This is a genomic window from Halomonas sp. M20 (assembly GCF_020622265.1).
GTDB lineage: Bacteria > Pseudomonadota > Gammaproteobacteria > Pseudomonadales > Halomonadaceae > Modicisalibacter.
This window is the reverse complement of record NZ_JACNMQ010000002.1, coordinates 622,360-645,644: the sequence shown is the minus strand read 5'-3', so window position 1 is coordinate 645,644 and position 23,285 is coordinate 622,360. Positions and strand designations below refer to the sequence as shown.

Annotated in this window: 21 protein-coding genes; 10 read left to right on the top strand and 11 right to left on the bottom strand. The window is 61.3% G+C overall.

Annotation, left to right across the window (positions count from 1 at the left end; all coding sequences use genetic code 11):
* Positions 1-61: 61 nt before the first annotated feature.
* The 4 genes from H7850_RS08550 to H7850_RS08535 all read right to left on the bottom strand — a co-directional run bounded on the left by H7850_RS08550 (position 62) and on the right by H7850_RS08535 (position 4,799).
* The gene (locus tag H7850_RS08550) at positions 62-1,444 is read right to left on the bottom strand and encodes a phosphomannomutase/phosphoglucomutase (RefSeq protein WP_227369096.1); all 1,383 of its coding nucleotides are present in this window, start codon (positions 1,442-1,444) and stop codon (positions 62-64) included.
* An 84-nt stretch (positions 1,445-1,528) separates the two neighbouring features.
* On the bottom strand, positions 1,529-2,011 hold the full coding sequence (gene dut, locus H7850_RS08545; protein WP_227369095.1) for a dUTP diphosphatase: 483 nt from the start codon (positions 2,009-2,011) through the stop codon (positions 1,529-1,531).
* Positions 2,011-3,390 carry a bifunctional phosphopantothenoylcysteine decarboxylase/phosphopantothenate--cysteine ligase CoaBC gene (coaBC, locus tag H7850_RS08540; protein ID WP_227369094.1) on the bottom strand — a complete coding sequence of 460 codons (1,380 nt, stop codon included), beginning with the start codon at positions 3,388-3,390 and terminating at the stop codon, positions 2,011-2,013. Before coaBC ends, dut begins: the two co-directional genes overlap by 1 nt.
* An 80-nt stretch (positions 3,391-3,470) precedes the next feature.
* Positions 3,471-4,799: a PQQ-binding-like beta-propeller repeat protein gene (locus H7850_RS08535; protein ID WP_227369093.1), complete on the bottom strand. Its 1,329-nt coding sequence runs from the start codon at positions 4,797-4,799 to the stop codon at positions 3,471-3,473.
* A 165-nt stretch (positions 4,800-4,964) separates the two neighbouring features.
* Here H7850_RS08535 and radC point away from each other — a divergent pair, with 165 nt between their 5' ends.
* The 10 genes from radC (at position 4,965) to H7850_RS08485 (ending at position 14,691) form a co-directional block, all read left to right on the top strand.
* Positions 4,965-5,639 (top strand): RadC family protein, encoded by a 675-nt coding sequence (gene radC / locus H7850_RS08530; protein WP_227369092.1) that lies wholly within the window; start codon positions 4,965-4,967, stop codon positions 5,637-5,639.
* A gap of 313 nt (positions 5,640-5,952) precedes the next feature.
* Complete coding sequence (rpmB, locus tag H7850_RS08525; RefSeq protein WP_048306332.1) at positions 5,953-6,189, top strand: 50S ribosomal protein L28; 237 nt, start codon at positions 5,953-5,955, stop codon at positions 6,187-6,189.
* Between the two features lie 29 nt (positions 6,190-6,218).
* Positions 6,219-6,374 (top strand): 50S ribosomal protein L33, encoded by a 156-nt coding sequence (gene rpmG / locus H7850_RS08520; RefSeq protein WP_048306333.1) that lies wholly within the window; start codon positions 6,219-6,221, stop codon positions 6,372-6,374.
* Between the two features lie 95 nt (positions 6,375-6,469).
* Complete coding sequence (gene mutM / locus H7850_RS08515; protein WP_227369091.1) at positions 6,470-7,300, top strand: bifunctional DNA-formamidopyrimidine glycosylase/DNA-(apurinic or apyrimidinic site) lyase; 831 nt, start codon at positions 6,470-6,472, stop codon at positions 7,298-7,300.
* Between the two features lie 129 nt (positions 7,301-7,429).
* Positions 7,430-8,620 carry a class I SAM-dependent rRNA methyltransferase gene (locus H7850_RS08510; protein WP_227369090.1) on the top strand — a complete coding sequence of 397 codons (1,191 nt, stop codon included), beginning with the start codon at positions 7,430-7,432 and terminating at the stop codon, positions 8,618-8,620.
* Positions 8,617-8,943, top strand: coding sequence for a DUF2007 domain-containing protein (locus tag H7850_RS08505; protein ID WP_227369089.1), 327 nt, complete (start codon positions 8,617-8,619; stop codon positions 8,941-8,943). The genes H7850_RS08510 and H7850_RS08505 overlap by 4 nt, the downstream gene beginning before the upstream one ends.
* Positions 8,944-9,026: 83 nt before the next feature.
* Positions 9,027-10,142: an alanine dehydrogenase gene (ald, locus tag H7850_RS08500; RefSeq protein WP_227369088.1), complete on the top strand. Its 1,116-nt coding sequence runs from the start codon at positions 9,027-9,029 to the stop codon at positions 10,140-10,142.
* 123 nt (positions 10,143-10,265) lie between these two features.
* The gene (gene trpS, locus H7850_RS08495) at positions 10,266-11,279 is read left to right on the top strand and encodes a tryptophan--tRNA ligase (protein WP_227369087.1); all 1,014 of its coding nucleotides are present in this window, start codon (positions 10,266-10,268) and stop codon (positions 11,277-11,279) included.
* A gap of 286 nt (positions 11,280-11,565) precedes the next feature.
* Positions 11,566-12,774: a YeeE/YedE family protein gene (locus H7850_RS08490; protein ID WP_227369086.1), complete on the top strand. Its 1,209-nt coding sequence runs from the start codon at positions 11,566-11,568 to the stop codon at positions 12,772-12,774.
* A gap of 237 nt (positions 12,775-13,011) precedes the next feature.
* Positions 13,012-14,691 (top strand): NAD-dependent malic enzyme, encoded by a 1,680-nt coding sequence (locus H7850_RS08485; protein ID WP_227369085.1) that lies wholly within the window; start codon positions 13,012-13,014, stop codon positions 14,689-14,691.
* Between the two features lie 72 nt (positions 14,692-14,763).
* Here H7850_RS08485 and H7850_RS08480 read toward each other — a convergent pair whose 3' ends face one another.
* The 7 genes from H7850_RS08480 to H7850_RS08450 all read right to left on the bottom strand — a co-directional run bounded on the left by H7850_RS08480 (position 14,764) and on the right by H7850_RS08450 (position 23,282).
* The gene (locus H7850_RS08480; RefSeq protein WP_227369084.1) at positions 14,764-16,863 is read right to left on the bottom strand and encodes a TonB-dependent receptor family protein; all 2,100 of its coding nucleotides are present in this window, start codon (positions 16,861-16,863) and stop codon (positions 14,764-14,766) included.
* A 326-nt stretch (positions 16,864-17,189) separates the two neighbouring features.
* Entirely contained in the window at positions 17,190-18,089 is a 900-nt protein-coding gene (locus H7850_RS08475) for an ABC transporter ATP-binding protein (protein WP_227369083.1), read from the bottom strand.
* A gap of 3 nt (positions 18,090-18,092) precedes the next feature.
* On the bottom strand, positions 18,093-19,199 hold the full coding sequence (locus H7850_RS08470; RefSeq protein WP_227369082.1) for a FecCD family ABC transporter permease: 1,107 nt from the start codon (positions 19,197-19,199) through the stop codon (positions 18,093-18,095).
* On the bottom strand, positions 19,196-20,230 hold the full coding sequence (locus H7850_RS08465; protein WP_227369081.1) for a FecCD family ABC transporter permease: 1,035 nt from the start codon (positions 20,228-20,230) through the stop codon (positions 19,196-19,198). The genes H7850_RS08470 and H7850_RS08465 overlap by 4 nt, the downstream gene beginning before the upstream one ends.
* Entirely contained in the window at positions 20,227-21,216 is a 990-nt protein-coding gene (locus H7850_RS08460; RefSeq protein ID WP_227369080.1) for an ABC transporter substrate-binding protein, read from the bottom strand. Before H7850_RS08460 ends, H7850_RS08465 begins: the two co-directional genes overlap by 4 nt.
* A 78-nt stretch (positions 21,217-21,294) precedes the next feature.
* Entirely contained in the window at positions 21,295-22,080 is a 786-nt protein-coding gene (locus H7850_RS08455; protein ID WP_227369079.1) for an HpcH/HpaI aldolase family protein, read from the bottom strand.
* Positions 22,080-23,282, bottom strand: coding sequence for a type III PLP-dependent enzyme (locus H7850_RS08450; RefSeq protein WP_227369078.1), 1,203 nt, complete (start codon positions 23,280-23,282; stop codon positions 22,080-22,082). Before H7850_RS08450 ends, H7850_RS08455 begins: the two co-directional genes overlap by 1 nt.
* Positions 23,283-23,285 lie beyond the last annotated feature (3 nt).

Here is a 23,285-nt window from a genome sequence, read left to right as displayed (position 1 = left end):
AAATGGTAACCATAATGAAAGAGGCCGGCATCAAAGCCGGCCTTTCAGGAACAAGCGGCTGTCAGAAAGGAATATCGGCGTCCGGGGCAACCTGCTTGAGGGCATGACGGAAACTGTTTTGAATACGCTCCAACGCTTCCTGGTTCTTGCCCTCGAAACGCAGCACCAGCATGGGGGTGGTGTTGGAGGCGCGGCACAACCCCCAGCCATCAGAATAGTCCACGCGAATGCCGTCCAGCGTCGTTTTGACGCCGTCGTCACCGAAGTCGCCCTCCTTAGCCAGACGCTCGACGATGTCGAACTTGTTGTCGTCGGTCACTTCGACATTGATTTCCGGGGTGCCCAGATCCTGGGGGTAGCGATCGAAGAAGGTATCCGCGTCGTCATTCTGCTTGGAGAGAATTTCCAATAGACGCGCAGCGCCGTAGAGGCCGTCATCGAAGCCGTACCAGCGCTCCTGAAAGAAGATATGACCGCTCATCTCCCCGGCTAACTGAGCGCCGGTCTCCTTCATGCGGGCCTTGATCAGCGAATGGCCGGTGCGCCACATCTCCGGCGTACCGCCGGCGTTTTCGATCACCTGGGCCAGATTGCCGGTGCACTTGACGTCGAAGATCACCTTGGCGCCCGGGTTGCGGCTCAACATGTCTTCGGAAAAGGCCATCATCAGCCGGTCAGGATAGATCACCTCGCCTTTGGGCGTGACCACGCCCAGGCGATCGCCGTCACCGTCGAAGGCCAGGCCGATATCGGCGCCGGTTTCCTTGACGCTGGCAATGACGTCCTGAAGATTCTCCAGCTTGCCCGGGTCCGGATGGTGATTGGGGAAGGTGCCGTCGATGTCATCGAAAAGTTTGATCGTCTCGACACCGAGGCGTTCGATCAGCTTGGGGCCTAGTTCGCCGGCCACACCGTTGCCGCAGTCCACCACCGCCTTGAGTTTGCGCTCGAGAGTGACGTCACCAAGGATGCGATCGAGATAGGCGTCCCGCATGTCTTCTTCTCGAATCGTGCCCTGGCCGCTTTCCAGATCGTCGTTCTGGATGCGCTCATACAGCGCGGTGATGGCATCGCCGGATAGGGTCACACCGTCGAGCACGATCTTGAAGCCGTTGTAGTCCGGCGGGTTGTGGCTGCCGGTGACCATGACGCCGGAGGCGGTGCCGTCGAGTACATACGTGGCGAAATAGAGCACCGGCGTCGGCACCATGCCGATATCGATCACGTTCTGACCGGCAGCAGTCAGGCCGCGCGCCAGAGCGTCCTTCAGCTTGGGGCCGGAAAGACGTCCGTCCCGCGCCACTACCACCGTGGATTCGCCCCGGGCGGCGGCTTCACTGCCGATGGCGCGGCCGATCAATTCGACGCTCTCTTCGGTCAGGGTGTCATCGACGATGCCGCGAATATCGTAGGCACGAAAGATGGAAGGTGTTATCTGGGTCATGGCGTCTTCCTTGAGTAAGTTAGAGAGTTGATTGAAGAAAGCGGGTCGAAACCTGTAGATCGAAAGCGAATAAGGATGTGCAAGCTAGTGACGCCCGGAGTGGCCGAACCCACCCGCGCCCCGTTTGCTTGCCGCGAAATCCTCCACCACCTCGAGTTCGGCCTGGACGATGGGAACGAGCACGTACTGAGCCAGGCGTTCACCGGGTTCGAGCACGAACGGCGTCTGGCCGCGATTCCACACCGAGATCATCAGCTCGCCCTGATAATCGGAGTCGATCAGTCCCACCAGATTACCCAGCACGATGCCGTGCTTATGGCCAAGCCCCGAACGCGGCAGAATCATGCCGGCAAGCCTCGGGTCGGCGATATGAATAGCCAACCCCGTGCGTACCAGTTCGCACTCCCCCGGGGCGAGTTCGAGAGGTGCATCGAGCAGCGCGCGCAGATCCATGCCGGCGCTGCCCTGGGTCGCGTAATGGGGTAGCGGGTAGTCGTGTACTCGTTCGTCGAGAACCCTGACGGCGAGTCGAGGGCTAGCGGTGGTCGATGGTGCTTTTTCGCTCATTAAGTGACCTGTGAAGAGGTGCAAGAGGGTTGTTCGTCGGTGGCGTTCAGGCGCTTTATAGCCGTGTCGATGATCCTGGCGGCAAGGGTCGTCTTGGGCTGTGGCGCCAGATCAAGACGCCCCGGCTCGATCTCGCTCCCGTGCCATAGTAGCAGAGCAGCGTTTTCGTCGGCGCCGAACCCCAGTCCTGCCTGGCTGACATCGTTGGCCACGATCATATCCAGCTGCTTGCGGGTCAACTTGTCCAGGGCATAGCGCTCGAGATCCTGGGTTTCCGCAGCGAATCCGACGACGAAAGGCCGAGAATTGACAGCGCTTTGCGCAATCGTGGCGATAATATCCGGATTCTTGATAAGTCGCAGGGTCAAGGCGTCTTCGTCGGTGCTCTTCTTGATCTTGTGTTCGGCGACCTGCTCGGCGCGATAATCCGCCACTGCGGCGCAGCCAATGAAGATGTCGCTATCGACAGCGGCCTTTTGCGCCGCTGTGAGCATCTCCTGGGCTGACTCGACGTCGATGCGCTCGACCCCCGACGGTGTTTCGAGTACCACCGGGCCGCTGATCAATCGCACGCGGGCACCCCGGTCGACAGCTGCTTGCGCCAGGGCAAAGCCCATTTTGCCGGAACTGTGATTGGAGAGATAGCGTACCGGATCCAACGGTTCCCGGGTCGGCCCGGCGGTGATGGTGATGGTCAATCCACTGGCATCACCCGTACGAGAACCCGCAACGAAAGACGCTTGGGGCGATGGAGATTTAGAAGTCGGAGCGTCTTCGGACTTCATAGAAAACGGCGCGGCTCCGGGCGCCTTAGAAAGCGGTTCCATAGAAAGCAGCGCATTCACGATCGCCTCGGGTTCCAGCATTCGCCCCGGACCCACATCGCCGCAGGCCTGATCGCCGGCGTCCGGGCCCAGTAGATGCCAGCCGTAATCTTGCAGACGACGAGCGTTCTCCAGAGTGGCCGGATGACGCCACATAGCCTGGTTCATGGCGGGGGCCATGACCCACCGGGCATCGTTTGCCAGGCATAGGGTCGTCAAAAGATCGTCCGCCTGACCCTGGGCCAGGCGCGCCATCAAATCCGCGGTGGCCGGGGCGATCAGGATCAGCTCCGCCCAGCGGGCAAGCTCGATATGCCCCATGCCGGCTTCCGCCTCGGGGTCGAGCAGCGAGGTGCGTACCGCCTCGCCGGTCAGCGCCTGCAAGGTCAGCGGCGTGATGAAGGCCTGGGCGCCTTCGGTCATGACGACGCGCACCTCGGCCCCGGCTTTTTTGAGCAGTCGTGCCAGCTGCGCACTCTTGTAGGCCGCGATACCACCGCTGATGCCCAGCAGGATACGCGTTCCCATCAGCGATACGTGTGTGCGTTGCGACATGCCTGGCTACCCTTGAACAGCAAAGCGCTATTTTACCATTGCATGGCCAATGATGGTTACCCGCCAACCCGCGGAGCGAGTCATTTGCGACATTCCAGCATCGTCATGGGAACCGCATGCACGAACCGATCCTGACTGCCGACGAAGACCGTACGGTTGATGACCACAGGGCCGCCGGGCGCCAGAGCCACATTCTTGCCACCGCTAGTCGAGCCGCCGACCTTGAGTTTGCCGGCACGACGCCCGTTGTCGCATACCGGTGTCCTGCCTTCCTCGGTATTCAATAGGTGCAAGAAGCCATCGGTGTCGCCGAAGATGACCTTGTCATCGACGATGGCCGGCGCGCCCTTGATCTTGGCCCCTACCGGATACTCCCAACGTTGCTCGCCGCTTTTCAAATCGTAGGAAAAGAATGACAAGGTGTAGGGGCTGCCCACGTAGACGCTATCTCCGGCAATGGCCGGCGCGCCAGAGGTGTTGTTGTCCTGCTGGGGGCCGCTGCCGAGCAGATCGGTCCAGAGCAGATCCCCGGATTTTGCATCAAAGGCATAGATGAAATGGAAATAGCCGCGATGGCTTGAATACTGCTGCTTCTGTTCTTCGGAAAGCCAGTCCGACGCCATCATGGCGGTGATGACCACGACGCCGTCTTTTGATACCGCCGGTGGCACATCGGTGAAGGTCGCTTTCTGCTCGTATTTCCAGAGAGTCTCCTGACGTTCAAGATCCACCGCCAGCACTGAGTTGAGCGATCCCACGTAGAGCACGCCGTCCTTGATCGTCGGTGAGGACATGCTCACCCAGCCCGGCAGGTCGAGCGTCCACAAGCGCTCGCCGCTCTCCGGTGCCAAGGCAATGAGTTTGCCGCCGCCGGTGGTGGCGTATAGCGTGTCTTCCCAAAGAATTGGCGTGGTCATGACCTCGCCCACGGTTTCGTGTTTCCACAGTGTCGTACCGTCTTCCGGGTTCACCGCCATCACGCCGCTGTCGCCGGTGCCTCGCAAGTTTTTATTCTGAAAGGCGCGGTTGCCGTAGCCGACGAAAATACGGCCATCGGACTGGATCATGTCCGAGTGAATCCAGTTGGGCGTATGTCGATACCAGGGGTAGTCGTCGTTCCAGGCTACCTTGCCGCTGGGCAGGTCGAACCGGAACATGCCGCCGGTGGCGTGGTTGCCGACGTACAAGGCGTCGCCCACCACCACCGGGGTTGCCCGCACCTGGTCGCCGGTACGAAACGTCATGCGAGGTAGTGGTTCGCCACCGTTGTCGAAGACGGCGTTGTTACGGGCATTCAGCCGGTACTGGGTCCATTCGGTTGGGCCCAGGGTGTCTTTCTCTGCTGCCAGGCTCGGCATCGTCAACAAGCAGCCGATGAGGGTTGGCAAGAATAAAAACGTTCGCTTCATGATTTTTTCTCTCGGGTTGGGTTGATTCCAGCCCCTGCGTAGAAACCGAACAACCGCCAGTCTAGTTCAAATAGCCGTTTAAAGAGCAACGCTCGCCATTCTTGACGAACCCTTATAATCACCAACATAGCAGTAGTTCACATAAGAAAAACGCAGGGAATATGAATGTCGATTCGTCATTGGCCCGAGGGTGAGCGCCCCCGGGAAAAACTGTTGTCGTTGGGTTCTTCCGCGCTGTCGGATGCGGAGCTGCTGGCGATCTTTCTGCGCGTGGGTGTGAAGGGGCGTTCCGCGGTGGATCTGGCCCGGGATTTATTGAGCGGTTTCGGCGGGCTGCGCCAGCTGCTCGAGGCAGACAAGACGCGGTTCTGCGCTGAGCACGGCCTGGGGGAAGCCAAGTTCGTGCAGCTGCAGGCGGTGCTCGAGTTGTCTCGGCGGCATTTGGCATGTCAGCTTGAGCGGGGCGGCGCTTTGACGTCGCCGGCGTTGGTGCGTGCCTATCTGGTGGCGCAGATGCGCCATCTTGGCCATGAAGAGTTTGCCGCCCTGTTCCTCGATACCCAGCACCGGGTAATCCGCTTCGAATCGCTGTTTCGTGGCACTTTGGACAGCGCTTCGGTCTATCCGCGAGAAGTTGCCAAGCGTGCGCTCGAGTTGGGCGCTGGTGCCATTATCTTCGCTCACAATCATCCGTCCGGAGTGGCGGAGCCCAGCGATGCGGACCGGCGCATCACCCGTCGGCTTGTCGAGGCTTTGGAGTTGTTCGAGATTCGGGTGCTGGATCATTTCGTCGTGGGCGATGGAGAGGTGGTATCCTTCGCCGAGCGCGGCTGGCTGTAGATGGCGGACTGGCTGCGCTCGGGCAGGCGTTGTTAAAAACCAGCTTGGAATACTCATTTGCTAAAGCAAACTCCGTTTCCACGCTGATTTTTGCCTAGCCTGACCTTCGCTCGCTCAGTCCATGCGGCGTTAGTGGGTTGTTTCTTGTGACATGAATTGTTGCCGTTTTTCGCGCTGTCTGGTATAAAGTGCACCCTTTGAATTCTTGGGTTGACTTGATTGAAGTTAGGGGGCGGAAAGCAGTCGCTGCCATTCTCTCTTGCGGTTTGCCCGACAGGTTTTGAACAACTCGCCCAGCGGTTGGAGGCTTTCAATGTCCAAAGTATGTCAGGTTACCGGCAAGCGTCCGGTGACTGGAAATAACGTATCCCACTCTCAGCGCAAGACGCGTCGTCGTTTCGAGCCCAACTTGCATACTCACCGTTTCTGGGTGGAGTCCGAGAAGCGCTTCGTCAAGCTGCGCCTCTCCTCCAAGGGTATGCGCATTATCGATAAGAAGGGTATCGATGAGGTGCTCGGCGATCTTCGCAAACGCGGCGAGCGCTTCTAGTTCAAGAGTAATCCAGGAGAACACGGGTCATGCGTGACAAGATCAGAATGATATCAAGCGCCGGTACCGGCCATTTCTATACCACCGACAAGAACAAGCGCAACACACCGGACAAGCTCGAATTCAAGAAATTCGATCCGGTGGTTCGCAAGCACGTGATGTACAAGGAAGGCAAGATCAAGTAATCAGGTCCTGTTGCTTCCCTGAAAAGACCCGGCATTGCCGGGTCTTTTCGTCTCCGGCCATTTTTTCGTTCCCGATCGTTCGCTGAGAATCTTTCGTGCCCGAACTTCCCGAAGTCGAAACCACTCGCCGCGGCATCGCTCCTTACATCGAAGGACGCGAGATTCGCGAAGTCATCCTGCGCAATAGCCGTCTGCGCACACCGGTGCCGGGTGACCTGCCGGATACTCTGATCGGCCAGCGTATCGGCGAACTGGGGCGACGAGCCAAGTATCTGTTAATTCCTCTAGTCGATTCTGAAAGCCAGACGCGCTCGCTGATCTGGCATCTGGGTATGTCCGGCAGCCTGCGCATCGCGCGTATCGGTGATCCGCCGAAGAAACACGATCATATCGATGTCGTGGTCGAAGGCGGCGCCATTTTGCGCTACCACGACCCTCGCCGATTCGGTTTCGTCGATTGGTTGCAAGGCGGCGTGCAAGAAGATCCCCGCTTGAAACGTCTCGGCCCCGAGCCGCTGTCACCCGATTTTGGCGATGATCTTTTGTACCGGTTATCCCGGGGGCGCAGGATGGCGGTGAAGCCATTTCTGATGGATAACGCCGTGGTCGTTGGCGTGGGGAACATCTATGCCAGCGAGGCGCTGTACCTTGCCGGTATCGACCCCCGGCGCGCGGCGGGTCGCATTTCCCGGGAACGCTACAGGCGTTTGACCGGAGCAATTAGAGAGGTGCTTGCCGCCGCCATTGCTCAAGGGGGCACTACGCTACGGGATTTTGTCAGCGGCATCGGTGAACCCGGCTACTTCGCTCAGCGTCTCAATGTTTATGGGCGAGCGGGGCAGGCCTGCCGTCGCTGCGGCGACGAACTACGTCTGGTGACCCTGGGGCAGCGGGCAAGCGTGTTCTGTCCTGGCTGCCAAAAATGATCATTCGCTATTTATTATGAGACGACCTACGTAAAAATGGTGCGTCTTGCCTATTCTCTTCTCAACTCTATTGTCACTCTCCGGGCAGGTTAGAATGCCCGCCCGACCCCTGGTTTGCTGGAGCCTTTCATGTCCGAACGCCTGCGCCTGAAGAAGAACGCCGATCGCCGCCTGAAGGCTGGCCATCTATGGCTCTATTCCAATGAGATCGATATCGACGAGACGCCGCTGAAGGGCATCGAGCCTGGCGCGCAAGCGGTGGTGGAAGCCGCCAATGGCAAGGCGATGGGCATCGCCTACGTCAACCCTCATTCGCTGATCTGCGCCCGGGTGGTTTCCCGGGATGCCAATGTGCGCCTGGATCGCTCCTTGCTGGTGCACCGTTTTAATCAGGCGCTGGCATTGCGTAAGCGCTTGTTCGAGAAACCTTTCTACCGGCTCGTGTACGGTGAGGGCGATCTGCTGCCGGGTCTGATCGTCGATCGGTTCGACGATGTGCTGGTGGTTCAGCTCAATACCCTGGGCATGGAACATCTGGGCGAAGAGGTCGTGGCGGCACTGGACAAGGTGCTTTCACCGCGTGCCATCGTATTCAAGAACGATACCTCCGGCCGGCGTCTCGAACAGCTCGATCATCAGGTGGAGGTGGTAAAGGGCACCTTGCCGGAGCAGGTGCTACTGGAAGAGAACGGGGTGCGTTTCGTCGTGCCAGTGTTGGATGGACAAAAGACGGGTTGGTTCTTCGATCACCGCGCCAATCGCAGCTGGCTCAATCATCTGGTCGCCGGCAAACGGGTGCTGGATGTATTCAGCTACGTGGGGGGCTGGGGAGTGCAGGCCGCCGCCCACGGCGCCAGTGAGGTGCTATGCGTGGATAGCTCCGCCGACGCCTTGGCCCAGGTCGCCGAGAATGCCGAACTCAACGGTCTCGTCGAACAGGTGGCGGTGGCCGAGGCGGACGCTTTCGAAGCGTTGTCAGCCCTCAAGGCCGAGGGCGAGCAGTTCGATGTGATCGTCCTCGATCCGCCCGCCTTCATCAGAAAGCGCAAGGACATTCCCAACGGGGAGCGGGCCTATTCGCGACTCAATCGCGAGGCGATACGCCTGCTTGGCCGTGATGGGTTGCTGCTGAGCGCTTCCTGCTCCATGCACCTGGCCCAGGAGCGTCTGATCGAGTGCGTGCGCGGCGCGGTGCGCCATCAGGATCGCCACGGTCAGGTGATTTATCAGGGCGGACAAGGGCCGGATCATCCGGTACATCCTGCCATTCCCGAGACGGCCTATTTGAAGGCACTGGGTGTGCGAGTCTTCCGCGATTGAACATAGGGTACGTTCGGGTCTTTCGCCACAGCAACGCCTTGCTGGTCGGCCATGTACGTAATGTGCTGGAGAGTGCCGGCCTGCCTTGCGAACTGCGTAACATGACCCTGGGAGGCGCTGCGGGTGAGCTGCCTCTGGGGGAGTGTGAGCCCGAGATATGGGTGGCGGTGCATAATCGCGCACGTGCCGAGATGCTGATCGAAGAAGCGCTGAACGGACCTCGAGAGCCGGCCCAGGTATGGCGCTGCCCCCAATGCGACGAGCTTCTGGAAGGTGTGTTCGATACTTGCTGGCAGTGTGGCAAGGCAAAACCCGCTGGGTAGGGTGCGACTTTGTCGTGAGTTCCTGGCTGTGCTGTACTGGACTGATCAAAAAGCCTTACCAACAATTCTAAGCAGGAGGTGCCATGAAGATAGCCGTCCCCAAGGAAATCAAGAATCACGAATACCGCGTCGCCCTGACCCCGACCGGGGTGCGGGAGTTGACCGAGCGCGGCCATCAGGTGGTGGTGCAGACCTCGGCCGGAGATGGATCGGGATTTCCCGATGCGGACTACGAAGCTGCCGGTGCCTCCCTCGAAGCCGATGTGGACACGCTCTGGCGCGATGCCGAGCTGATTCTCAAAGTAAAAGAGCCGCAAAGTGAAGAGGTTGCGCGTCTTGACGAAGGGCAGACACTGTTCACCTATCTGCATCTGGCGGCCGAAGAGACGTTGACCAAGGAGCTGATGGCGACCGGGGCGACCTGTATCGCCTACGAAACCATTACCGATGGCCAGGGTGGGCTGCCCTTGCTGGCGCCCATGAGTCGTGTTGCCGGCCGCATGGCGGTGCAGGCCGGGGCGCACTGCCTGGAGAAAGCTCAGGGCGGCTCAGGAATACTGCTGCCCGGCGTGCCCGGGGTGGCGCCGGCTAAAGTGGCGGTCATCGGGGGTGGCGTGGTCGGTGAAAACGCTGCTCGCATGGCGCTGGGCCTGGGGGCGGACGTGACCGTACTCGATAAATCGTTACCCCGCCTCGAGGCTCTCGATCACCGTTATCAGGGGCGCCTGCATACCGTTTACTCCACCACCGACGCGCTGGAAAAAGCGATCAAAGGATCCGATCTGATCATTGGCGCGGTACTGGTTCCGGGCGCTGCCGCCCCCAAGCTGATTACACGAAAGCAGCTGCCAGATATGCATCCCGGCAGCGTGCTGGTGGATGTAGCCATCGATCAAGGCGGTTGCTTCGAGACCAGCAAGCCGACTACGCACGATGAGCCGACCTATATCGTCGATGGCGTGGTGCACTATTGCGTGGCCAATATGCCCGGTGCGGTAGCGCGTACGTCGACCCAGGCGCTGACCAACGCCACCATACCTTTCATCACGGCCTTGGCAGACAAGGGGTGGAAGCGGGCACTTGCAGAGGATAAACACTTCCTGTCTGGCCTCAATGTACATGCTGGTCAGGTGACCCATCCGGCGGTGGCGGAAGCCTTCGGGATGGATAGGGTCGATCCTCACACGATCATCGACTAAGCCTGAGTTAAGCCTGAAAAGCACTGCGACCTCGGTAGGCGATCGAGGTCGCAGTCGCGTCGAAAACCTCTCGCGTTGTACACTGGGCGTATTTGCCAACGACCAAGCAGATACGCCATCCCCATGCAAAAGACCCGCGTTCTTACCGGTATCACCACCAGTGGTACACCGCATCTCGGCAACTATGTCGGCGCCATCAAGCCGGCCATCGAGGCAAGCCAGGATCCCAACGTTCAGTCCTATTACTTCCTCGCTGACCTGCATTCACTGATCAAGTGCCAGGATCCCAAGCGGGTACAGGAATCTCGTCTCGAAATCGCCGCCACCTGGCTGGCGCTGGGGCTGGATACGGACAATGCCATCTTCTATCGCCAGTCGGACATCCCGGAGATCCCAGAGCTGACCTGGATGCTGTCCTGCGTTTGTGCCAAGGGGCTGATGAACCGCGCCCATGCCTACAAGGCGGCGGTGGCGGACAACGAGTCCGCTGGGCAGCAGGATCTGGACAAGGGTGTGACCATGGGACTGTTCGGTTACCCGGTGCTGATGGCCGCGGATATTCTGATGTTCAATGCCAATAAGGTGCCGGTGGGGCGGGATCAGATCCAGCACATCGAGATGGCGCGAGACATGGCCGGTCGTTTCAATCATCTCTACAAGGGGCAGTATTTCACGTTGCCCGAGGCGGTGGTGGACGGGCGAGTTCAGGTGCTCGGCGGGCTCGATGGGCGCAAGATGTCGAAGAGCTACAATAATACCATCCCGTTGTTCGTTTCCGAGAAGAAGCTTCTCAAGCTGGTGCGCAAGATCAAGACCAACTCGCTGGAGCCAGGTGAGCCCAAGAATCCGGAAAGCTGCACGCTGTTTCAGATCTACTCCGCCTTCGCCACGCAAGAAGAGGGTGCGGATATGCGCCGGCGCTATCTCGAAGGTATTGGCTGGGGCGAAGCCAAGGATGCGCTTTTCGACTACCTCAACATGCACCTGCGCGAGCCCCGGGAACGATACCTGGCACTGATGGAGGACCCGGGCCATATCGAAGCCGTGCTGCAGAAAGGGGCCGAGCGCGCCCGGGCCGAGGCGGCGCCTTTCATGGATCGGTTGCGTCACGTCGTGGGCCTAGGACGCTTCATCTAGAATAAATGCCTGCACGCGCGAATTGCTGCGTTGCGCGGTACTGGTGCGCCAGCCCGGTCGAGACTCGCCTAACCCCATGTTATGTCTCGTCTTCTGCGTTCCGTGCGCCTTGCAGCGTAGCGACGCCCGCTTATCTCGTTCGGCGATTTATTCGGTACTTCCCCATTTAATTATTTTTTATTCTATTTAGGAATAGATGTACTGTTTTAAATACTTTTTTAAAAGAGGGTGAGTTCGTTAATCTAGGACGACTAGCAAACAGGCTATTTGTTCTCAGGGACTCACCATGCGCGAACTTGTACTTACCGAGGAGCATCCTCACCAACTTCCCTTCCCGGCATTGGCCGCCATTGCGGCGGCCGTCGCCATCCTGGCGGTTGGCGCCACCTTTGGCGCGCGGCTGGCTGTGCTGATGCTGGTCGGCGGTGCTCTGGGAGCGGTGCTTTATCATGCCGCCTTTGGTTTTACCGGGGCCTGGCGGGTGTTCATCAGTGAGCGTCGCGGACGCGGGCTGCGGGCGCAGATGGTCATGCTGGCCATTGCCGTGGTGCTGTTCTTTCCCGCGCTCGGAGCAGGAACGCTATTTGGTACGCCGGTTTCCGGCTATGTGGCGCCCATTGGTATCTCGGTGTTGGTGGGGGCCTTTTTGTTCGGCCTCGGTATGCAGCTTGGTGGTGGCTGCGCTTCCGGTACCTTGTTTACCGTGGGCGGTGGCAATGCCCGCATGGTGATTACCTTGGTGTTCTTCATCATTGGCTCATTGATTGGCACGGCGCATTTCAGCTGGTGGACGAGCCTGCCAGCCTTTGAGCCGACCTCACTGGTCGAGGTGTTCGGTGCCGGGGGTGGCATTGCCATCAGTCTGTTGGCATTCGCGGCGATTGCCGCGCTGACCGTAATGCTAGAGAAGCGGCGTCATGGCCAGCTCGAACAGGCGCCGCGTATCGAGCCAGGCGGTTCGCGATGGTTACGCGGCCCCTGGCCGCTGCTATACGGCGCCGTGGCCCTGGCACTGCTCAACTTCCTTACGCTTGCATTGGCAGGTCGCCCTTGGGGAATTACCTCGGCTTTTGCGCTATGGGGCGCCAAGGGCTTCGAGGCGCTAGGAGGCGATGTCAGCGGCTGGGGCTATTGGCAGACGCCGGGTAACGCCGCGGCCCTGAAAGCCAGCGTATGGTCGGATACCACCACAATGATGAATATCGGCATCATTATCGGTGCCGGGACCGCGGCATCCCTGGCCGGCAAGTTCGCCCCCAGGTTTCATATTCCGCTGCGCTCGATCATCGCCGCGGTCATTGGGGGCTTGCTGCTCGGATACGGGGCGCGCTTGGCGTTTGGCTGCAACATTGGCGCTTACTTCGGCGGTATCGCTTCCGGCAGCCTGCACGGCTGGCTGTGGCTGGTGGCGGCCTTCGCCGGCAATATGCTGGGGGTAAAACTACGACCCCTGTTCTTCGCGGGTCCGGCTCGACCCTGGGTGCGCAGCAACTAGTCGGTGTACTCTCCCTGAAGAGACACCTCGGCCTTCATGCCCGGGGTGTTTTTTTTTGCAGCGACGAAAGAGGGTGTTATCACTGACGCCTGGGCGCAGGCCGAAAACGACAGGGCGTGTTATCTTTAGGATATAAGACAGCTCTCAACTGCCAGGATCAAGATGTTCTGGCGGTCACAAATCTGATCTCCCTGATTGGTGAACGTAGTTAAAAACCTAATTTAAAAGAGCCGAGCCATGAGCGAGCAAGCTAAACGCCCCCTTTATATCCCTTATGCCGGTCCATCCTTGCTCGAGATGCCACTGCTCAACAAAGGCAGTGCTTTCTCACCCGAGGAGCGTATCGACTTCAATCTGGTCGGCTTGCTTCCCCACGATGTTGAAACAATCGAGGAGCAGACCGAACGCGCCTATTGTCAGTATCGTCAGTGCCAGAGTGATCTCGACCGGCATATCTATCTGCGCGCCATCCAGGATGACAACGAGACAATGTTCTTCCGTCTGCTCGAGAGCCATCTCGAGGAGATGCTGCCGATCATCTATACGCCGACGGTCGGGGAGGCCTGCGAAGAGTTCTCCAATATCTACCGTAACCATCGGGGTATCTTCGTTTCCTATCCCGATCGTCATTACATGGACGATATTCTTCATAGTGCCACCAAGAACAGGGTCAAGGTCATCGTGGTAACCGATGGCGAGCGCATTCTGGGGTTGGGGGATCAGGGCATCGGCGGCATGGGCATTCCGATCGGCAAGCTGGCGCTGTATACCGCCTGCGGCGGTATCAGTCCGGCCTACACCTTGCCGATCATGCTGGACGTAGGTACCAACAATCAGGCGCTGCTGGACGACCCGATGTATATGGGTTGGCGCCACCCACGCATCAGCAAGGAAGAGTACGCTGAGTTCATCGAACTGTTCATTGCCTCGGTCAAGCGCCGTTGGCCGAATGTGCTGCTGCAATTCGAGGATTTCGCTCAGGCTAACGCCATGCCGCTGCTCGAGCGTTATCGGGACAAGCTGTGCTGTTTCAACGACGACATCCAGGGGACCGCCTCTGTTTGCGTAGGTACGCTATTGGCGGCCAGCAAAGCGCGAGATGTAAACGTCAGCGATCAACGCATCGCCTTCGTGGGCGCAGGCTCCGCGGGTTGCGGTATTGCCGAACAGATCATCGTTGCCATGATGGAAGAGGGCTTGAGCGACGCCGAGGCGCGTAAGCGTATCTACATGATCGATCGTCACGGCCTGTTGACCGACGACATGGAGGGCTTGTATGAATTCCAGAGACGCCTGGCGCACTCAAGAAGCGAGGTGGCGAACTGGTCGGGTACCGAGCTGCTCGATGTGGTCGAAAACGCGGGGCTTACGGTGTTGATCGGCGTATCGGGTCAGAAGGGCCTGTTCACCGAGACGATCATTCGCGCACTGCATGCAAACTGCCCCAATCCGCTGGTCATGCCCCTGTCGAATCCGACCTCCCGGGTGGAGGCGATCCCTCAGAACATTCTCGACTGGACCAATGGCGAGGCGCTGGTAGCCACCGGCAGCCCCTTTCCCCCGGCACAAGTAGGTGAACGGCGGGTTGCCATCGCCCAATGCAACAACGCTTACATCTTCCCTGGGGTCGGTCTTGGGGTCGTGGCGTCCGGGGCAAAGCGAGTGACGGATACCATGTTGATGGCCGCCTCCAATGCCCTGGCCAACAATGCTCCCATTGTCGTGAAGGGCGAGGGTGCGCTGCTGCCGTCCTTGGGTGACATTCGCGAAGTGAGCATGCTGATTGCCTTCGATGTGGCCAAGCAGGCCCAGGAAGAAGGTATTGCGCTGCGTTCCAGCGATGAGGCGCTGCGTGAGGTCATCGAACGCAACTTCTGGTATCCGCGCTATCGGGATTACCGGCGCAACGCATTTTAAACCGTGCTGGAACCATCAGTAAAAAGAACGCCTCTCGACAACGTCGAGAGGCGCTCTCATCCACCGTAGGATTCAGAATTCGAGACGGCTTTCCAGTATATAGGCGCGTCCCGGCATCGGGATGCGTCCCACCGGACTGACGTCGGAGCCGCGGAAGTAGGCGTCGTCGTCCAGCAGGTTGGTCGCCGAGAGTCCCAGGTTCAGGGTGGTGTCGGCCCCCAGGCGGATATCCCGACCGATGCGGGCGTTGACCAGGGTATAGGCGGGGAGCTTGCCAGCATCGCCGTTGGCAGTCTCGTCCCCGGTATTGGCGGCATCGCTGAAACTGTCACTGACTCGGTCGACGCTCAGGCTTGCCGTCCACCGGGCCATTTCGTAGCGGGCGTTGGCATTGATGTTGTGATGCGGTGCATTGGGCAGCTCGTTGCCGGCATCGTCGCCGCTGCGCTGTTCCGTCTCGAGGTAGGTGTAGCCAAGACCCAGCGACAGGTTGTCCGTGGTTCGCCAGTCGGCCTTGAGCTCGATCCCCTGATGGCGTGTCTCGCCCAAGTTGACGAAGCGGTCATCTGCCTTGTCGAACTGGATCTGATCCTCGTAGTCGATGCGAAACAGCGTCGCTGTCGTGGTGAGTTGCGGGGTCATGTCGAAACGCGCGCCAAGCTCGTAGTTCCAGGCAGTCTCGTTGGCCACGTCGCCTTCCCGGGTGGCCTGGGCGATCTGCACCGGTACCAAGGATCGCTGGGCATTGGCGAAGACAAAGACGTCGTCGGTTGCCACGAAGCCCACCGTCAGACCCGGCAGGATCTCGCTGGTATCGTTGGTGGAGGCGCTGTCGTCGAGTTCGTCCTCGAAGTCCATGCGCACGTCTTCGTAGCGCAGGCCGGGAGTGAGCTCCAGTCGCCCGTCCATCAGGCTCAGGGTGTCACTGGCGTAGAGCGCCACGGCGTCGGTTTCCAGGTCCCAGCGGCGAACCTCGCTTTCGCTGCCGTCGTTCAGGTTTTCGCGATTGACGTCGAAGTCGACGCTTTCGTTCACGTAGCGCGCCCCCAGGGTGACGGTGTGAATGCCTTTACGCACGGTCAGACGCGGCTCAGTGCCCCAGACGTGAAATACCCGTGGTGAATCCGCCACGTGGCTCGACTCGGCCTCGGGGTCGGACCAGGCGCCGTCGCCGACCAGGTCCTGGCCGAAGAAGAAGGTGCGATCCGCGCGGTGGGCGAAGTTGCGCCAGGTGAAGTCGATGTCGTCATTAGGCTTGTAGTTCCAGGCCAGGGTGCCGCGCAGCATATCCGCTTCATAGCTGTCATGAGGCCGCTGAGAGTCGGTGCGGTCTCTTTCGTAGGCTTCGGGGCTGAGCGCACCGGGCAGCTCGGCGTCCACCTCGTAATATTGCAGGCTTGCGTCCAGGCTATTGCGGTCGTCGATGAAATACTCGGCGTCGACCAGGAAGTTGTTGACGTCGGTTTCGGAATGCTCGCGGAAGCCCTCACCCCCTTGCACGTTGGCCTGGAACTGCAGCGCCAGATCATCGTTGACGAAGCCGCCGATGCGGTAGTAGGTGTCGTGGAAGACGTGGCCGGTCTCCTCGGAGATGGTCACCCGCTCCGCAAGCGTCTGTTCTGTCTCGCCGGGAATCGGCTTGGTCAGAAAGTTGACTACGCCGCCGACGTTGTTGGGGCCGTAGTGAACCGCCGCGCCGCCGCGTACCACGTCGATGGTATCGATGCTCTGCAGGGTGACCGGGAACAGCGAGACCCCGACGTTGCTGTAGGGGCCGATGGCGATTGGATAGCCGTCCACCATCATCTTCAGGCGCTCGCTACGCAGCGGATTCAGCCCGCGCAGACTGATGTTGGGCAGCACGCCAGTGCCGGTTTCGTCGAGCACCTGAACGCTAGGCACGGAGCGCAACGCATCCTCGATGTTCAGGGCGCCACTGTCGTGCAACTGCTCGGGCTCGATCACGCTACGCGAACCGGGGTAGTCCCATACCTCTTCTTCGGTGGGGTTGCCAAGCCAGTCACCTTGAACCACCAGTGTATCGAGTTCGCTAGCTTCCTGAGCCTGGGCGCCGGCGCCGATCAGGGCGGAGACGAAGCCAACGGCGGCGGCTATGGGTGTCTTTGAGGATAGACTTGTGCGGGAAGAGCGTGGAGAGTGGGAGCGTGGCATGCGAGGTCCAATTTTGTTAATAATCTAAATGATAAGACTTCGCAATCGTATATCAATTCAGATGCATTATACAACTCAGGCTAAGAGCCCGGGGGCAATCGCAGTTAGCATTGTCAATTCGGGGCTGATTCGTCGACAGGTCTGCGAGGAGGCGCTGTGACCCCTTCCTTGGGCGCTACTTTTGCTCTCTGACCGCCATGGATGGCGGAAATGCCGGAATGGGATGGATCATTTTCCGGCCCTGGCAAAAGACCTCCTCTTCGACCTGTCCCCGGCGCCCCTCGTCTTCTCTAACTGTGCTTGCCTTATGAGGCGTCCCTTGCCTTTTAGAGCGTTGGCGGGGTGAGCGAGGAGAGCGGTACGAAGTACGGCGCGGCGGATGTCAGGGCATCGCCGTGGGCCACCGGAGTGTCATCGATGATGCGGGCGCGAATACGAAAGACGTCGGCCAGTAGCCGCTCGGTCAGCACCTCGGCGGGAGGGCCCGCCTGGACCAGCTGCCCCGAACGCATGACGACCAGCCGATGACCCACCTGGGCGGCCTGGTTGAGGTCGTGCAAGGCCATGATCACCGTGAGTCCCTGTTCGCGGTTGAGCGCCTGCAATAGCTCCAGGATTTCCAGCTGATGACCGAGATCCAGATAAGTGGTGGGTTCGTCGAGGATCAGCAGGTCCGCCTGCTGGGCCAGGCATAGCGCGATCCAGGCCCGCTGGCGCTCACCGCCGGACAGCGCCGACAGGGGGCGCCCTTCGTACCCGGCCAGACCGGTGACCCGAATCGCCCAGCGCACCTGGGCGTGGTCCTGCTCCCCGAGGGGGGCGAACAGGCGCTGATGGGGAAAGCGGCCGTAGCGTACCAACTGCTCGACGCTGAGCCCCTCCGGCGCCTGGGGATGCTGAGGCAGCATCGCCAGATGTCTCGCCAGGCGACGCCGGGGCCAGCGGTTGACTGCGCGACCATCGAGCAGCACCTCACCGGCCTGAGGCGCTGTCAGACCAGCTAGGGCACGCAGCAAGGTACTCTTGCCACAGCCGTTGGGGCCGATCAGGCAATGGATGCGAGCCGGTTCGAAATCGAGGGCCATGTTCGGCACGATGATCTTGTCGGCATAGCCTAGGCGCAGGTTTCGCACCGAGAGCCAGGGCTCCTTGGCGGTGGTTTGCCCTGGCCGCGGCTGGCCGGAGAGTGGCGTATCTGATCGGGAAGAGAGGGATAGAGAGGCCATTGTTCAGAATCTCCTGGCCAGCAGAGCGAGAAAAAAGGGCACCCCGAGCAGCGAGGTGACCACCCCGATGGGCAACTCCGCAGGCACCAGCACGAGGCGTCCGAGCAGATCGGAGACGAGCACCAGCAGGGCACCACATAGCGGGCTGACGAGGAGCTGACGCTTGAGCTTGGGGCCGACCACCAGCCGTGCCACATGCGCGACGATCAGGCCGACGAAGCCGACCGGACCGACGATACCCACGGCGCTGGCGGCGAGCAGTACCGCCACCAGCAATAGGGCGAAACGTGAGCGCTCGACGCCGAGTCCGAGGGTGGCGGCGACGTCGTCGCCAAGTTGAAGGAGGTTGGCGCCTCGTACCAGGAGCGGTAGCAGAACGAGACCGGCCGCCGTCCACGGCAGCAGCGCGGTGAGATGGGTCCAGTCGCGTCCATACAGGCTACCGGAGAGCCAGGCCAGCACCGTTTCGGTGTTAGCCTGGGCCCAGCCGGCCAGGATGCCGGTGGCCAGGGCATTGAGCAGCCCCGCCACAGCGATGCCGCACAGTACCAGTCGCACCGGGGTCGAGCCGCGATTCCAGCTCAAGCGGTACACCGCCGCCGCCGCTATCAGCCCGCCCCCAAAGGCTATCAGCGGCAGCCAGTCGAGGCTCAGGGCCGCTTTCAAATAGGGGTTGCCGTCGCCGGCAAGGCGCTCGACGGTGGCGAAGGCCAGCACTGCCGCGAAGCTCGCGCCGGCGTTGATGCCCATCACCCCCGAGTCGGCCAGAGGGTTGCGCATGACTGCCTGTAACAGCGTTCCGGCGATGGCGAAGTGGGCCCCGATTAAGGCCCCCACCAACAGGCGTGGCAGGCGTAGATTCCAGACGATGTCCTGTGCAATCGGGTCACCGACCGCCGGAGTGCCGGCGGCGAAGTCGCTGGCGCCGATCAGTGCCAGCCACACGCGGCTCGGCGACAATAGCACGGCGCCGAACAGCAGGTTGGCGAGTGCAGCCAGGAGCACTAGACCCAACAGTAGGGCGACCACGAGGCCCAGGCGATCTTTCGTCGGCGTGTTGCCGGCGGTTCGGGCTGAAGCGGGCATGGCGGCGTGCGGTGAGAGGTTCATGACATTCTCGAACGAATCAGGGCGATGAACAGGGGGCCCCCGATCAGCGCGGTGAATAGTCCTAGCGGGAGTTCCTGCGGGGCCACCAGGGTGCGGGCGAGCAGATCGCTCAGGGTCACCAGCAGGGCCCCGGTCAAGGTCGTCAGCGGTAGTGTCTGGCGCTGGTCGCCACCCGCTACAAGGCGCACCAGATGGGGAGCGACCAGGCCGATGAAACCCACCGGGCCGGCGACCGCGACCGACGCTGCGGTCAAGGCCACGGCAAGGGTCACGAACCCCAGGCGCAGCAGGGTGACCGCCCCACCCAGGGAGCGGGCCATGCTGTCTTCCAGGTGCATGAGGTTGAGCCAGCGAGCGGTGGCGAGGGCAAGCGCGAGGCCACCGAGGGCCCAGGGCAGGATCAGGCCGACGTGCGCCCAGCCGCGCCCCTGCAGGCCACCGGCCAGCCAGGTATAGAGATGCTGTGCCTGAGCGCCGGAGAATAGTAAAAAGGCGGTCGTCAAGGCCGAGGCCAGGGCGGTGACCGCCATCCCGGCCAGAGCCAGCATCAACGGCGAGAAACCGCTGCGTGCCGCGAGTAGAAACGCCAGTGTCGCGGCACCGGCGCCGCCAAGCACGCCGATGGCCGGCAGCCAGGTGACGTCTACCCGCCAGCCCACCTGGGCCATCACCACCGCCATCGCGGCGCCGGCGACGACCCCGGTGATGCCGGGCGAGGCCAGTGGATTGCGGGTCACTGTCTGCATCAACTGGCCGGCGAGGCCCAGGCTTGCGCCTACCAGCAATCCGGCGACGAAGCGCGGCAGACGCAGCTCTAAAACCAGCACCGTGGCCATGCCATCGGCTCGACCGGCCAGTACCTCGATCACTTGATGCAGCGTCAATGGCACACTGCCGGTCACCAGGGCCAATACACCGGTGGCGATGATGGCAATAATCAGCAGGATGCCCCAAAGGAGGACTCCTTTATTGCCTGGGTGTGCCAGCAAGGCCCGAGCGTTGCCGGAGGCGCTGGAGGAGGAAATACTCATGGATAGGGATGACTGGCAAGGGCGTCCGGTAGATCGGGCCGCTCGAAGGTGTCGGGATAGAGCCGCCAGGCCATCTCATCAAGGATCAGACGTCGGGCGATGGGGCCTCCGCCCTCCTTCCAGTGGAGGCCGACCTCGAATACCCGGTCGTTCTTCACCGCTTCGAGATAGGGCCATACCGGGTTGTTGGCGAAGGCGCGTTCACTGCCGGTGTCGAACAGGAAGATGATATCCGGATCCAGAGACAGCAGTCGCTCCAGGCTGATCGAGTAACCGAAGGGGATCGTCTGCTCTGGCGTCGGCGAGGCCCCCGCAGCGTTTGTCGCGTTCAGGTGCTCGAGCAGCGCGGCGCTCAGGAAATGATCGTAGTAGGCGAAGGGTGCTTCACCGGCACCGGCCAGCAGGATGGCGCTAACCCCACCCGGGGCGGCATCGCCGAGTTCGGCGATGCGCGCGTCGAAGGTCCGATTCAATGTATCGCCTGCAGCACGCTTGCCCAGCGCCGTGGCAATGCCCGTCACCGCACGCCGGCTGTCCTCTAGACTGACCACATCGAAGGCATAAAACGGAGCGATGGCCTCGAGCTGGCGGACATGGGGCTCGGTATATCGATGGATGCCGAGGATCAGATCCGGGGCGAGGGCAGAGAGCAGTTCCAGATTGGTGTTGGCGCGCTGGCCGAGGCTTCGGGTGTTGGCCAGCGGGGCGCCGAGATAGCCGGGCAATGGCTCGCTGCCAAAGGTCGAGGCGCCGACCGGCGAGACGCCGAGAGCCACCAGGGTATCGGCGGCAAAGGTCGAAATGGCCGCCACGCGCTCGGCCCGGACGGGCTCAATCGGGGTGCCTCGGTCATCGCGCAGCGTCTCGGCGCGGGCTCGTATCTGGTCACCGGTAGCGCTCGCTGCCTGGGCCAGGTCGTTTTGCCCCAGGGTCAGCGCTAGCCCTAGCACCAAGACGAGCGCTGCGCCGGCAAACGAGCGTTGCATGCATCTTCCTTTCATCAGGCGTGGGCGAAGTATGGCGATGAATTGTAAGCGAAAGAGGAATGGTTTGCATTAGTGTTATTAAGTGTCCGCTGGCGCCGGGTCGAGGTCGAAAGACGTGCGCAGCTCGCACAGCCGACGAAACAGGATGCCGCGGTCCTCGCCAACCAGAAAGCTTGTCACCCCCCGTTCCCGCCAGCGTCGATGCTGACCCTCGGCCCGGGGGATCGCACAGAACTCACGTCCCGCGCGTCGGCAGGATTCGGCCACGTGGTCCAGCGCCTGACGGACGCTGTCATGGCCCGTATCCGGACCCACCCCCAGGCTATGAGCCAAGTCCATGGCGCCCTCGAGGACCCAATCCACGCCGGGCACCTCGACGATAGCGCCGATGTTATCCACGCCGCGTTGCGATTCGATCATCACCACTACCAGAATCTCGTCGTTGGCGCGGTTCAGGTAGTCGCCGAGTGGTAGCTGCCCGAAGCCGGTGGTTCTACCCCCGGTGATCCCGCGCCGGCCGAGCGGCTGAAAGCGTGCCGCTGCGACCACCTCGCGGGCCTGGGCGGCGCTTTCGACTCGCGGTACCACCACCCCCATGGCACCGGCATCCAGGGCACGTTGAATCGCGCCGGCGTCGACGCCGGGCACCCGCACCAGAGGGGTGATGCCGGCGCATTCGGCGGCTCGGATCATGTGCTCCACAGTCTCGGGATTGACGCTCAGGTGCTCCATGTCGAGCACCACGAAGTCGTAGCCGGCATAGCCGAGCATCTCGACGAGCCAGGGGGTCGCTACCGAGTTGAGCATGCCGTAGATGCAGCTGCCCTCCTCGAGGCGGCGCTTGAGCGGATTGGTGCCGAGCATCAGGCGCTCTCCTCATCGTCGATGAAGTGCATGATCGGCGCTGGATGGCGCAGAAAGTGCTGGTGAGAAATGTTCCAGGCGTAGGCGCCGGCCAGGGTGAACATCACCAAGTCGCCGATAGCCAGGTGCTCGATCTCGACCTGGCGTGCCAGCACGTCCTTGGGCGTGCATAGCTGGCCGACAATGCTGACCCGGGTGTTGGTCAGCATGCTTTCACCGCCGCGTCCGGGCAGACGCACAAAGGGGTGATTGTGGTTCTGCGCCGCCGGGGTACGGAAATGGTGGGTGCCGCCGCGGCATACCGCGAACCATTGGCCGTGATTGCGCTTCAGATCCAGCACCTCCATCAGGTAGTAGCCGCAGGGGGCGGTCAGGTAGCGGCCGCATTCGAAGCGGATGCGGTAGCGGCGCAGGCGCGGCTCGTCGAGCTGCATCGCGAGTCCGCTGCAGAAACCCGTCCAGTCGAACTGCCGGTGGGGCTCGCGGTAGTTGATGCCGATGCCGCCGCCGACGTTGATCTGGTCGATGTCGAGGTCATGCTGCTCACGCCAGTGCTCGACCTGGCGGAATAGATCGTCAAGAAGCCTGAGCTGGGCGTCGGCATCGAGCTGATGGGAGATCAGGTGAAAATGAAAGCCGCGCAGCACGATGCTTGGGTGGTCGGTGAGGAAGGCGAGGCAGGTCTCGAGCTCCTCGGGATCGATGCCGAAGGGTGTGGGCACACCGCCCATGGTCAAGGGTGTCGAGGGCAGGTTATCGGTGGCCAGGTTCATGCGCAGCAGTACCTGCTGGCGATGCCCGCCTCGTTCGAGCAATCGGGCCAGGCGCTTGAGTTCGGTCAGGCTTTCCACGTGAATGAGTTCGACGCCGAGCTCGAGGGCGAGCGAGAGCTCCGAGACCGTCTTGCCTGGACCACCGAACAGCAACGAGACCCCGGGGAAGCGTTCGTGGATCAATGCCAGCTCGCCGTCAGAGGCGACCTCGAAGCCGGCCACCCGGCCCTCGAGAGCATCGAGTATCGGCGTCTCGGCGTTGGCCTTGACGGCATAGAACATCTCACAGCGCTCCGGCAGAGTCGCCACCACATCGTCGATGTGGCGACGCAAGGCCGGCAAGTCATACAGGTAGGCGCACAGGGGATCGTCGCTTGCCGCCTGCAGGCGAGTGGCTTCCTGGGCCATTCGGTCGAGTCGCAATTCCATCGG